Here is a 12,713-nt window from a genome sequence, read left to right as displayed (position 1 = left end):
TTTTTATACAACCGACCGAATCAGGCCAGTTTCTTGTGTCGTACACGATGGGGCTGGGCGGCCGCTTCGCCGAGGCGTTTCTTGCGATCGGCTTCGTACTCGGTGTAGTTGCCCTCGAAGAACACCGCCTGGGAGTCGTCTTCGTACGCCAGGATGTGGGTCGCCACGCGGTCGAGGAACCACCGATCGTGAGAGATCACAATGGCGGCGCCCGGGAAGTCCAGCAAGGCTTCTTCCAGGGAACGCAGGGTTTCGACGTCGAGGTCGTTGGACGGTTCGTCGAGCAGCAGGACGTTGCCGCCCTCCTTCAGGGTCAACGCCAGGTGCAAGCGGCCGCGCTCACCACCGGACAGGTCCTTGACGAACTTTTGCTGGTCGCCGCCCTTGAAGTTGAAGCGGCCCACGTAAGTGCGCGACGGGATTTCATAATTGCCGATGCGGATCTGGTCGGAACCGTCGGAGATCTGCTGGAACACGGTCTTGCTGCCGTCCAGGTCTTCGCGGCTCTGGTCGACGCAGGCCAGTTGCACGGTTTCGCCGATCTCGATGCTGCCCGAATCCGGGGTTTCCTTGCCCATCAACATGCGGAACAGCGTGGATTTGCCCGCGCCGTTACCACCGATCACACCGACGATGGCGCCTTTGGGCATGGAGAACGACAGGTTGTCGATCAGCACGCGGTCGCCGTAGCCCTTGCTGACGTTCTTGAACTCGATGACCTTGTCACCCAGGCGCGGACCGGCCGGGATGTAGATCTCGTTGGTTTCGCTGCGCTTCTGGAATTCCTGGGACTGCATTTCCTCGAAGCGTTGCAGACGTGCCTTGGATTTGGACTGGCGGGCCTTGGCGCCTTTGCGCACCCACTCCAGTTCTTCCTTCATGGCTTTTTCGTGGGCCGACTGCTGCTTGGATTCCTGGGCCAGACGATCGGACTTGGCTTCCAGCCAACCCGAGTAGTTGCCCTCGTACGGAATGCCCGCGCCGCGGTCGAGTTCGAGGATCCAGCCGGCGACGTTGTCCAGGAAGTAACGGTCGTGCGTGATCGCCACCACGGTGCCTGGGAAATCGTGCAGGAAGTGTTCGAGCCAGGCGACGGAATCGGCGTCCAGGTGGTTGGTCGGTTCGTCAAGCAGCAGCATGTCCGGTGCCGACAGCAGCAGGCGGCACAAGGCCACGCGGCGCTTCTCACCACCGGAGAGGTGTTCGACCTTCGCGTCCCACGCCGGCAGGCGCAGCGCATCGGCGGCGACTTCCAGCTGGCGATCGAGATTGTGGCCGTCGCTGGCCTGCAGGATCGCTTCGAGCTTGGCCTGTTCGGCGGCCAGCTTGTCGAAATCGGCATCCGGGTCGGCGTAGGCAGCGTAGACCTCGTCGAGACGCGCTTGGGCGTCCTTGATCACGCTGACCGCTTCCTCGACCACTTCACGCACGGTCTTGGTTGGGTCCAGCTGTGGCTCTTGCGGCAAGTAGCCGATGTTCAGGTCCGGCATCGGACGGGCTTCGCCGTCGAATTCGTTATCGACGCCGGCCATGATTTTCAACAGCGTGGACTTACCCGAACCGTTGAGGCCCAACACGCCGATCTTGGCGCCAGGGAAGAAGGACAGAGAAATGTTTTTCAGGATTTCCCGCTTCGGCGGAACAACTTTGCTCAGCCGATGCATGGTGAAGACGTATTGAGCCATGGTGAACCTAGCGTCAGTGACAGGTGAAAAGAACGAGCCAGGCCATGCGCGGCGCGGGCTCTTGACGATCATCAATGCCTGCGGGCGGATAGAGCCTGGGAATCTGGAGCTGGAACGCTCTTGTTTGACCGGCAAAGCTACCTCAACCGTCGGTCAAGGTCCAGCCGCCCAGGGCTGGCACTTTGCCACAAGTCAAGGCATGCTAGCCGCCCTTCGGGCGTCCGGCTTATAGTGCACGTCGCGCCAGTCCAGCAAAACGCAGGATTACAGCTTGTCCAACGTCACTCCGCCCCTGTCCCCTCGCGCACCCGCTGTCGTGCCCGGCTCGCCCCTGCGCGGGACATTGAAGGGTGCGCTGGCCACGCTGGTGCTGCTGTTGCTCGGCTTGCTGTTCTGGCAACTGCTCGACCAACTGCGCGAAACCCAGCAGCAACAGCGCCAGTACACCATCGACTACACCGCCGATCTCGCCGCGCAGGTCAGCCTGAACATGGCCTTGAACGCGCAAATCGCCCTCAACCTGCTACCGATCGTCGAACAACCACAAAGTATCGACGAGCAGCAGGCCCTGGTTCACAAACTCCAGCAGTCGCTCCCCGAGCTGCGCAGCTTGGCATTGCTGAGCCCTTCCGGCCGGGTGCTCAGTGACAGTGATGCCAACAGCCACGATGCCGATTACCTGGGCGAACTGGTTCGACGCAGCCGGGCCCAGGCCCATTATTTCAGCAATGCCGAAGACGGCTCCGTGGTGCATCTATTGCTGCACCAGGCCAGCGGTAGCGGCCGTGGCTATTGGGCCCTGCGCCTGACTCCGAACTTTTTCGCCACCCTGACCAAGCAGGCCGATGTGGGGCTGCGCCCGCTGTGGCTGGTGGAGAACCGTCTCAACCAGCAAATCATCAGCCGCGACGAGAGCTTGCCTTCGAGCAGCCCGACCCATCTGTCGCCGGATGACCTGAAAAGCACCGTACTGACCGTGCCCCTGAGCAGCAGCGACTGGCAACTGCGGGGGCTGTTCGACCGCCGCCAGGTGATCGAACAACTGTTGCCGGCCTTCATCGGCAAATGCCTGCTGGGCCTGGCGTTTTCGTTGTTGCCGGTGATCGCGCTGTTGAACATGCGTCGGCGCCAGCGGCAGTTGCACGAGGGACGGCGACGGTACCAGGATATTTTCGAAGGCACCGGCGTAGCCCTGTGCGTACTTGACCTGTCGGGGCTCAAGGCCTTTTTCGAGCGAGCCGGCCTGCACACGGGCGATCAATTGCGCGCCTGGCTACAAACCACTCACCAACTCGAACAGCTGCGCCAGGAAGTTCACGTCACCGAAGTCAACCAGATGGCGTTGAAACTGCTCAACGTCGATTCCTGCGACCAGGCTTGGCAGTTGCTGGTCGGCAAGGGTGCGCAGGACAACAACCCCGTCGGTTCGAAGCTGCTCGAAGCGCTGCTCGATCAACACAAGCAACTGGAACTGGAGATCAAGCTCCAGGACGCCCACGGTCGCGACCAGCACCTGTGGCTGGTGCTGCGCCTGCCGGAAAAACAGCACGACTACAACGCGGTCATCCTGAGCATCAGCGACATCACCAGCCGCAAGCTGATCGAGCTCTCGCTGCTCGAACGCGAGGGGTTCTGGTCCGATGTGGTGCGCACCGTGCCGGACCATCTCTATGTGCAGGACGTCATCAGCCAGCGGATGATCTTCAGCAACCATCACCTGGGCCAGACCCTGGGATACGACCGCACCGAACTGCACCAGATGGGCGAGTACTTCTGGGAAATCCTGCTGCACAGCGACGATGCCGATCACTACCACAACCTGCGCCAGGAACAACGGCGGGGCGGCTACACGCAGTTGCTGCAATGCCAATTGCGCTTTCGTCATCGCAATGGCAAGTGGCGCTGTTTCGACATCCGTGAACAGGCACTGGCCCGCGACCGGCATAACCAGGTGACGCGAATCATCGGCGTGGCCAAGGACGTCACCGAACAGATCGAGGCCAGCGAATCGCTGCGCGACAGCGAGCAACGCTACCGGATGCTCGCCGAAAGCATCAGCGACGTGATTTTCTCCACCGACAACAAGCTTTCGCTCAACTATGTCAGCCCGTCGGTGCAAGCGGTGCTGGGCTACACCGCCGATTGGATTTTCCAGAACGGCTGGCAATCGATCATCGCCAACCCGCAACAACTGACCGGCATCTACAGCCTGATGGACCGGGTCAGCAAGGCCCTCGACAAGCCCGCGCAACTGGCCGAGCTGCGCAACCAGATGCAGACCCAGTTGTTCCTGTTCGACTGCCTGCGTGCCGACGGCCGCAAGATCCCCATCGAGCTGCGGTTGGTGCTGGTGTGGGATGAACATGGCGCGTTCGAAGGCGTGCTCGGCGTCGGTCGTGATATCAGCCAACAGCGTCGCGCCGAAAAAGACCTGCGCATGGCCGCCACGGTCTTCGAGCATTCGACCTCGGCGATCCTGATCACCGACCCGGCCGGCTACATTGTCCAGGCCAACGAAGCCTTCAGTCGCGTCAGCGGTTATGCCGTGTCGCAAGTGCTGGACCAATTGCCCAACATGCTGACCGTGGACGACCAGCAGGAAGCCCACCTGCGCTACGTGCTCAAGCAACTGCAACAGCACAGCACCTGGGAAGGCGAAGTCTGGCTCAAGCGCCGCAATGGCGAACACTACCCTGCCTGGGTCGGCATCACCGCGGTGCTGGATGACGAAGGCGACCTGGCCAGCTATGTGTGTTTCTTCAGCGACATCAGCGAACGCAAGGCCAGCGAGCAGCGCATTCATCGCCTGGCCTATTACGATGCCCTGACCCACCTGCCCAACCGCACGCTGTTCCAGGATCGCCTGCACACGGCGCTGCAATCGGCCGAACGGCAGAAGACCTGGGTCGTGCTGATGTTCCTCGACCTGGACCGGTTCAAGCCGATCAACGACTCCCTCGGCCATGCCGCCGGCGACCGGATGCTCAAGGAAATGGCCACGCGCCTGCTCGGCTGCGTCGCCGACGACGACACCGTGGCGCGCATGGGCGGCGACGAGTTCACCCTGCTGCTGCAACCGCGCGCCAGCCGCGAAATGGCGCTGAACCGGGCCATCAACGTGGCCGAGCAGATCCTCGCCAGTCTGGTCCGCCCCTTCGTGCTTGAAGGCCGTGAGTTCTTCGTCACCGCCAGTATCGGCATCGCCCTGAGTCCCCAGGACGGCAACGAGCTGAGCCAGTTGATGAAGAACGCCGACACGGCCATGTATCACGCCAAGGAACGCGGCAAGAACAACTTCCAGTTCTACCAGGCCGACATGAACGCCAGCGCCCTGGAGCGCCTGGAACTGGAAAGTGACCTGCGTCATGCCCTGGAGCAGAACGAGTTCGTGCTGTATTACCAGCCGCAGTTCAGCGGCGATGGCAAACGCCTGACCGGCGCCGAGGCCCTGCTGCGCTGGCGCCATCCGCGACGCGGGTTGGTGCCGCCGGGGGATTTCATCCCGGTGCTCGAAGAACTCGGGCTGGTGGTGGATGTCGGCGACTGGGTCATCACCGAAGCCTGCCGGCAGCTCAGGACCTGGCACCAGGCCAAGGTCCGGGTGCCGAAAGTCTCGGTCAACATTTCGGCCCGGCAGTTCTCCGACGGCCAGTTGGGCACGCGCATCGCCAATATCCTGCGCAGCACTGGCCTGCCGCCGGCCTGCCTGGAGCTGGAACTGACGGAAAGCATCCTGATGCGCGAAGTCAGCGAGGCAATGCAGATCCTCGCCGGGTTGAAGAACCTGGGCCTGAGCATTGCCGTCGATGATTTCGGCACCGGTTATTCGTCGCTCAACTACCTCAAGCAATTCCCCATCGACGTGCTGAAGATCGACCGCACCTTCGTCGACGGCCTACCCTCCGGCGAGCAGGATGCGCAGATCGCCCGGGCGATCATCGCCATGGCCCACAGCCTCAACCTGGCGGTGATCGCCGAGGGCGTCGAGACCCACGAGCAATTGGACTTCCTGCGCGAACACGGCTGCGACGAAGTCCAGGGTTACCTGTTCGGCCGGCCGATGCCGGCCAATCGGTTCGAAGCGCAGTTCAGCAATGATGCGTTGTTCATGCTCGACTGAGGCCTTGTACTATCTGGGCCGGCCTCTCGCGGGCAAGCCTTGCTCCCACAGGGGAACACCGGCTTCTGTGGAAAACCTTGCTCCCACAGGGGAAAGCGGGCTTCTGTGGGAGCAAGGCTTGCCCGCGATGAGGCCAGTGCAGGCAACGCCCCTCTTGCTTGAAACCCATTCGTCCAAGACATGACGCCCTTTCATATGCCTTCCAAAACCGGTTGAGGTAGAATGCCCCCCTTTTCTGCCCCCGATCCTTGAGGACCGCCATGTTCAGCCGTGATTTGACTATTGCCAAGTACGACGCCGATCTCTTTGCCGCCATGGAGCAAGAAGCTCAGCGCCAGGAAGAGCACATCGAGCTGATCGCTTCGGAAAACTACACCAGCCCCGCGGTGATGGAAGCTCAAGGCTCGGTACTGACCAACAAGTACGCCGAAGGCTACCCAGGCAAGCGCTACTACGGTGGTTGCGAGTACGTCGACGTGGTCGAGCAACTGGCCATCGACCGCGCCAAGCAACTGTTCGGCGCCGATTACGCCAACGTCCAGCCACACGCGGGCTCCCAAGCCAACGCCGCCGTGTACCTGGCGCTGCTGTCGGCCGGTGACACCATCCTGGGCATGAGCCTGGCCCACGGCGGTCACCTGACCCACGGCGCCAGCGTTTCCTCCTCCGGCAAGCTGTACAACGCCGTCCAGTACGGCATCGACGGCAACGGCCTGATCGACTACGACGAAGTCGAGCGCCTGGCCCTCGAGCACAAGCCGAAAATGATCGTGGCCGGTTTCTCCGCCTACTCCCAGGTCCTCGACTTCCCGCGTTTCCGCGAGATCGCCGACAAGGTCGGTGCCTACCTGTTCGTCGACATGGCCCACGTTGCCGGCCTAGTCGCCGCAGGCGTCTACCCGAACCCAGTGCCGTTCGCCGACGTGGTCACCACCACCACCCACAAGACCCTGCGCGGTCCACGTGGTGGCCTGATCCTGGCGCGCGCCAACGCCGACATCGAGAAGAAGCTGAACTCCGCCGTCTTCCCGGGTGCCCAGGGTGGCCCGCTGGAGCACGTGATCGCAGCCAAGGCGATCTGCTTCAAGGAAGCCCTGCAACCTGAGTTCAAGGCTTACCAGCAACAAGTGGTAAAAAATGCCAAGGCCATGGCCGGCGTGTTCATCGAGCGCGGCTTCGACGTGGTGTCCGGCGGTACTGAAAACCACTTGTTCCTGCTCTCGCTGATCAAGCAGGAAATCTCCGGCAAAGACGCCGACGCGGCGCTGGGCAAGGCGTTCATCACCGTCAACAAGAACTCGGTACCCAACGACCCACGCTCGCCGTTCGTCACTTCGGGCCTGCGCTTCGGCACCCCGGCCGTGACCACTCGCGGTTTCAAGGAAGCCGAGTGCAAGGAACTGGCCGGCTGGATCTGCGACATCCTGGCGGACCTGAACAACGAAGCGGTCATCGACGCCGTGCGTGAGAAGGTCAAGGCGATCTGCAAGAAGCTGCCGGTATACGGCGCTTAATTAGCTCGCCAACGCGTAGCCAAAAAGGCCCGCACCGAAAGATGCGGGCCTTTTTTATTGGCGTGTAAAACTCACGATCAAACAACTAAGACCCGTAAACAATTAACGTCCTGCAATACAGACAATCCCACAAGCCATTAATAACTCAATAAGATCCAGCTCGCCGCACCCCAAACTTCATTAATCAATACAGGAGTCAATATTCACATGGACAGTGAACATTCCTTTCATGCAACGCTTGATATGTTTAACGCTCACGTCAACTTACTGGAAAGGCTGCATGGCATCCCCGCGCTGGCGACCGTCAGTGCTTTCAGCGGTGGCTTTTTTACCGGCGAACCCCAGACCCAAGATCACTCACACCTGCTTGGCATGCATACCGAAGAGCCGAGGACGCGTGGCGAGCCCTTGCGACTGCATTTCCGGCATACCGCGGGCGGCTATCTCCTGACCATAAAAAACACCGGCGATCACTACAACAAACTAATTAGCAAAAGTTTATTCGAAATACTTGGCGCAGAAGACCCAAACATTAAAAAACCAACACGCTTCACCCTTCTCGACTTTCAACAGAATGTCATCACGCCGGAAAATATAAAGTCCGGTCACACCCGTATTTCGCTCCTGACCGCCAATAAAAAATATGTAGGAGGATTAAGATTGCGCGGCTCGCCTTACCTCTATCTTGCCGAGACGGAAGAACAGTCAAAAGCGATGTTCATTCTTAGTATCCTTTGAGAAAAGTACGCGTCGCACTCTTTTACACTTAACAACCAGATTGTGGCGGGGGAACCGGGCTGCCATGTAGGAGCTGCCGAAGGCTGCGATCTTTTGATCTTGATCTTTCGCTCGCGACCCAATTGTCCGGGACAAGATCGCAGCCTCGTTGCACTCGACAGCTCCTACGCAGCGGCATCTGCGGCAACTTTTTTTAAGCCCAGAAAACGCTCAAGCACAGGGCTTTCATCGCAACTGGTAAGACCGGTCAAGCCAAATCGCCGTAGCCGGGCTTGCATACCCGTGAAAACAGCGCCTAGACTGCGCCTGCACTGGACAAACCGGTAAGACCACAATAATGAAGTCCCGACGCCAGCCCCTCTGGCGAACAAGGACACCGAACCAGGAATCCCTCCCATGCTCAAATGGTGCTCGCGGTCGATCTTCCTTCAAGTTGTCCTCGGATTGGTGCTCGGCATCGTCTGCGGGCTTACCCTTCCCGAATACTCTGCACAGCTCAAACCCCTCGGCGACGGCTTTATCAAGCTGATCAAGATGCTCATCGGCCTGATCGTGTTCTGCGTGGTGGTCAGCGGCATCTCCGGCGCCGGTGATCTCAAGAAGGTCGGGCGCATCGGCCTCAAGTCGGTCATCTACTTCGAAGTCCTTACCACCATCGCCCTGGTCATCGGCCTGGTCCTTGCCTTCAGCACCGGCATTGGCAGCGGCGCGAACATCCACCTGGAGCAGCTCTCCAGCACGGACGTGAACGACATCGCCCAGCGTGGCCAGCACCTGGTCACCACTACGCAGTTCCTGATGAACCTGATCCCGACCTCAGTGATCGGAGCGTTCGCGGAAAACAATATCCTGCAGGTGCTGCTGTTCGCCGTGCTGTTCGGCAGTGCATTGAACCTCGTGGGTGACGCCGCTTCCGGTATTTCACGGCTGATCAACGAACTCAGCCACGTGATCTTCCGCATCATGGGCATGATCGTGCGCTTGGCCCCTATCGGCGTGTTTGGCGCCATTGCCTTCACCACCAGCAAATATGGCCTGGACTCGCTGCAGCACCTGGGTAGCCTCGTCGGCCTGTTCTACCTGACCTGCATCGCGTTTGTCGCCGTGATTCTCGGTCTGGTGATGCGCGCATCGGGCCTGCCGATGCTGCCGTTTCTCAAATACCTGCGCGAAGAGCTGCTGATCGTCCTCGGTACCGCTTCGTCCGATGCCGTGCTGCCACAGATCATGCGCAAGCTCGAACACCTGGGGATCGGCAGCTCCACCGTGGGCTTGGTGATTCCAACCGGTTATTCGTTCAACCTGGATGGCTTTTCGATTTACCTGACCCTGGCGATTGTCTTCATTGCCAACGCTACCGGTACCCCCCTGGCCCTGAGCGATCTGTTGACCATCCTGTTGGTGTCGCTGATCACTTCCAAGGGCGCCCATGGCATTCCCGGCTCGGCATTGGTAATCCTGGCGGCGACGCTGACCGCGATCCCGGCTATCCCGGTGGTGGGCCTGGTGCTGGTGTTGGCCGTGGACTGGTTCATGGGCATTGGCCGGGCCCTGACCAACCTGATTGGCAACTGCGTGGCCACCGTGGCGATTGCCCGCTGGGAGAAAGACATCGATGTTCCTCGGGCGCGCAAGGTGCTGTCCGGCCAACAAGGCTATACCTTTCAACCCAGAAAACCGGTGGGCAGCGCCCATCACCAGCAATTCTGAAAGACGGCGATGCCGGCCCGCGAGCCGGCATTGCCTGATTGATTTCCAAGGAGTCACATGTGATCAGCTCATCGACCGTCGTCAATTCCGTGGTGGAGAAACTCCGCGCCGCCCTCGCCCGGGGCCAGTGGCGCTCGGGGGACATGCTGCCCGGCCAGCGCGAACTGGCCGAGCAAATGGGCATCAGCCGGCCCAGCCTGCGTGAAGCGGTGATCGTCCTGGAGACACTGGGCCTGGTGCGTTCGATGCCCGGCAAAGGCGTCGTGGTATTGGAGGCCAATCTCAATGATACCGTCAGTGAAGGCAGCGCCATGGCCGGCGCGAGCCTGGAAGACTTATTGCAACTGCGCTACACCCTGGAGCCCTTCATCGTCGGCCTCGTGGCCCAGTCCATCAGCAGCAAGGAAGTCGGCCAGTTGCGCCTGACCCTCATGGACATGCGCGAAGCCCTGGAAGCCAATGACAGCGACGCCTGTGCCAACGCCTACATCGCTTTCCATGAAGAACTGTTTGCCCTGACGTCCAACCCGATCTTCCAGAGCGTGGTCCAGCAGACCAGCAACGCCCTCAAGCAAAGCGCCGATGTGTTGCGTAACTCGCCCGAACACCTGGCCGAACGCCTGGAAGAAAACGAAGCCGTGGTCCGTGCCATCCGTGGCAAGAACAGCGCCCAGGCCAGCGCCGAAATGCGTCGGCACATTCTCCGGGAAGGCCAGCGCATGGGCATCGAATTGAATATTCCGGACGACAGCCTCGGCACTTGAGCCTGGGCCTGCGGAGACCGCCATGAACACTCTCGTTTCCCATCAACATAACCGCAACGTACTTGCCGCCCTGCCCCTGCCCGGCCGGATCGGCAAACCGTCGGTGGACGATATCTACCCGCGGATCTTCGACGCCATCCTCGAACAACGCATTGCCCCGGCCAGCCGCTTCACCGAGGAAAGCCTGGGAGATGTGTTTGGTGTCAGCCGCAGCATCATTCGCCGCGTCCTGGCGCGCCTGTCCCACCAGCAAGTGGTGATACTGCGACCCAACCACCGCCCCCAGGTCGCCGCGCCAGATCTGGAGCAGACCCGGCAGATCCTCCACGCTCGCCGCCTGGCCGAGCAGACGCTGGTGCGCCTGGCCTGCCAGGCGCCACGACCGCAGGATCTACGACGTCTTCGGGATCTGGTGGAACAGGAACAGCACTGCCTGGACCGCGGCGAGCGTGGCCCGGCGATACGCCTGTCCGGCGAGTTTCACCTGCAACTGGCCGCCATGGCCGGTAACGCGCCGTTGCTGCAATTTCTCGGCAGCCTGGTGCCGTTGACCTCGTTGGCCCTGGCGCGACACGAGGTCAAGTCGCGCCGACATTGCGCCTGGCAGGAACACTTGGCGATCGTCGACGCCGTGGAAGGTCGCAACGTCAACGAAGCCGTGCGGCTGATGGACGAGCACCTGGACCATCTGGAGCAAAAACTGCTGATCAAATAGCTGTTGTGGCGAGGGAGCTTGCTCCCGCTGGGGGGCGTAGCCGCCCTCGCTTTTTGGCGGTTGCTGCGCAACCGAGCGGGAGCAAGCTCCCTCGCCACGAAAAGCGCTTCAGGCAGACGTTTTGACGAACGCAGGCATAGTCAAAGCAGCGCCGCTTCGAATCCGGCGCGGATCTTCTCTTCAGGCAGTTCGTCGGCGATGAACACGATCACGCTTTCCCGGGCTTCGTCGGGGGCCCATTCGGTGTCCCAATCGAAACCGTACAACTTGAGCACGCCTTGGAACACCAATCGACGGGGTTCGCCCGCGATGTTCAGCACGCCTTTGTAGCGCAGCAGTTGCTTGCCGTGTTCTTCCAGCAGTTGGTTCATGAACTCGCTGAGCTTGTCGATATCCAGCGCCTTGTCGGTGCGCAACACCAGGCTGCTGATGCGATCGCCCGGGGTGGCCTTGCCCACCGGTCGCAGGCTGAACCCTGCGCCCAGGTCCGCATTGAGGTTGAAGCCGCGAATGTCGAGCAACTCGGCCAAGTCGATCTGGCCGTGCTCGACCACCCGGATCGGCGCCCGCCGATTGATGCGTGTCAGGCGTTCGCCAAGGGCCTGGACTTGGGCGGCGTCCACCAGGTCGGTCTTGCTCAGCAGCAGGCGATCGGCAAACCCGACCTGGGCCTGGGCGATGGCCTGGGTCAGGTGGATGTCGGCGTGAGCGGCATCCACCAACGTCAGAATGCCGTCGAGGATATAACGCTCGCGCAGGTCCTCGTCGATGAAAAAAGTCTGCGCCACCGGGGCCGGGTCGGCCAATCCGGTGCATTCGATCACCAGGCGATCGAAAGCGATTTCGCCGCTGTCCAGCCGCTCGAGCAACAGGTACAGGGCTTTTGTCAGGTCGGTGTGAATGGTGCAGCACACGCACCCGTTGGCCAGGGTCATGACTTGCACCGGCTCGTTGCCCAGCAGTTGGGTGTCGATACCGGCATCGCTGAACTCGTTCTCGATCACGGCGATTTTCAGGCCGTGTTCGGCCTTGAGCAGATGGCGCAACAGCGTGGTCTTGCCGGCGCCCAGGAAGCCACTAAGGATGGTGACCGGGATGGGAGAGGACAACATGATTCTCCTGTTTCGAAATTAAAGAAAAGCACAAACCAATGTGGGAGCGGGCTTGCTCGCGAAGGCGGTGTGTCAGCCACATCAATGGCGACTGACCCGACGCCTTCGCGAGCAAGCCCGCTCCCACATGGGGGTTGGGTTCAGCTCAAGTCAACAGCACTTGGGCCCACCCTTGCCGCCGTAACGGGCCTCCTGGCGTTCCCGGAAGAACGTCTCGTAGTCCATCATCGGCTTGTCCGGGTGCTTGGTTTGCATGTGCTCGACGTAGTTGTCGTAGTCGGGCATGCCGACCATCAGGCGCGCGGCCTGACCGAGGTATTTACCCAGGCGACTCAAGTCATTGAACATCGTTGCA

The 12,713-nt window shown here is 60.9% G+C and carries 9 protein-coding genes; 6 read left to right on the top strand and 3 right to left on the bottom strand.

Annotated features, from left to right (window positions below; genetic code table 11):
• Positions 1-20 precede the first annotated feature (20 nt).
• Complete coding sequence (gene ettA / locus J3P88_RS04585; RefSeq protein WP_186613001.1) at positions 21-1,685, bottom strand: energy-dependent translational throttle protein EttA; 1,665 nt, start codon at positions 1,683-1,685, stop codon at positions 21-23.
• A 271-nt stretch (positions 1,686-1,956) separates the two neighbouring features.
• Here ettA and J3P88_RS04580 point away from each other — a divergent pair, with 271 nt between their 5' ends.
• The 6 genes from J3P88_RS04580 to J3P88_RS04555 all read left to right on the top strand — a co-directional run bounded on the left by J3P88_RS04580 (position 1,957) and on the right by J3P88_RS04555 (position 11,246).
• Positions 1,957-5,805 carry a sensor domain-containing protein gene (locus J3P88_RS04580; RefSeq protein ID WP_434574237.1) on the top strand — a complete coding sequence of 1,283 codons (3,849 nt, stop codon included), beginning with the start codon at positions 1,957-1,959 and terminating at the stop codon, positions 5,803-5,805.
• A gap of 260 nt (positions 5,806-6,065) precedes the next feature.
• Positions 6,066-7,319, top strand: coding sequence for a serine hydroxymethyltransferase (gene glyA / locus J3P88_RS04575; RefSeq protein WP_039593914.1), 1,254 nt, complete (start codon positions 6,066-6,068; stop codon positions 7,317-7,319).
• 207 nt (positions 7,320-7,526) lie between these two features.
• Positions 7,527-8,057 carry a hypothetical protein gene (locus J3P88_RS04570; protein WP_434574235.1) on the top strand — a complete coding sequence of 177 codons (531 nt, stop codon included), beginning with the start codon at positions 7,527-7,529 and terminating at the stop codon, positions 8,055-8,057.
• A 396-nt stretch (positions 8,058-8,453) separates the two neighbouring features.
• A complete protein-coding gene (locus tag J3P88_RS04565; protein ID WP_186709788.1) occupies positions 8,454-9,767 on the top strand; it encodes a C4-dicarboxylate transporter DctA in 1,314 nt (437 codons plus the stop codon).
• A gap of 59 nt (positions 9,768-9,826) precedes the next feature.
• Entirely contained in the window at positions 9,827-10,531 is a 705-nt protein-coding gene (locus J3P88_RS04560) for an FCD domain-containing protein (protein WP_186730503.1), read from the top strand.
• Positions 10,532-10,553: 22 nt separating this feature from the next.
• Positions 10,554-11,246 carry a GntR family transcriptional regulator gene (locus J3P88_RS04555; RefSeq protein WP_186730502.1) on the top strand — a complete coding sequence of 231 codons (693 nt, stop codon included), beginning with the start codon at positions 10,554-10,556 and terminating at the stop codon, positions 11,244-11,246.
• A 140-nt stretch (positions 11,247-11,386) separates the two neighbouring features.
• Here J3P88_RS04555 and yjiA read toward each other — a convergent pair whose 3' ends face one another.
• Together yjiA and J3P88_RS04545 are read right to left on the bottom strand one after the other, a co-directional pair.
• Positions 11,387-12,355, bottom strand: a complete 969-nt coding sequence (yjiA, locus tag J3P88_RS04550) for a GTPase (RefSeq protein WP_434576353.1) — start codon at positions 12,353-12,355, stop codon at positions 11,387-11,389.
• 153 nt (positions 12,356-12,508) lie between these two features.
• The gene (locus tag J3P88_RS04545; protein WP_434574232.1) at positions 12,509-12,706 is read right to left on the bottom strand and encodes a YbdD/YjiX family protein; all 198 of its coding nucleotides are present in this window, start codon (positions 12,704-12,706) and stop codon (positions 12,509-12,511) included.
• Positions 12,707-12,713: the final 7 nt, after the last annotated feature.

The sequence above is a fragment of the Pseudomonas sp. Z3-6 genome (genome assembly GCF_051131985.1).
Classification (GTDB): domain Bacteria; phylum Pseudomonadota; class Gammaproteobacteria; order Pseudomonadales; family Pseudomonadaceae; genus Aquipseudomonas; species Aquipseudomonas zanjanensis.
The sequence above is the reverse complement of the archived record's forward strand: the minus strand, read 5'-3'. Positions and strand labels throughout refer to the sequence as shown.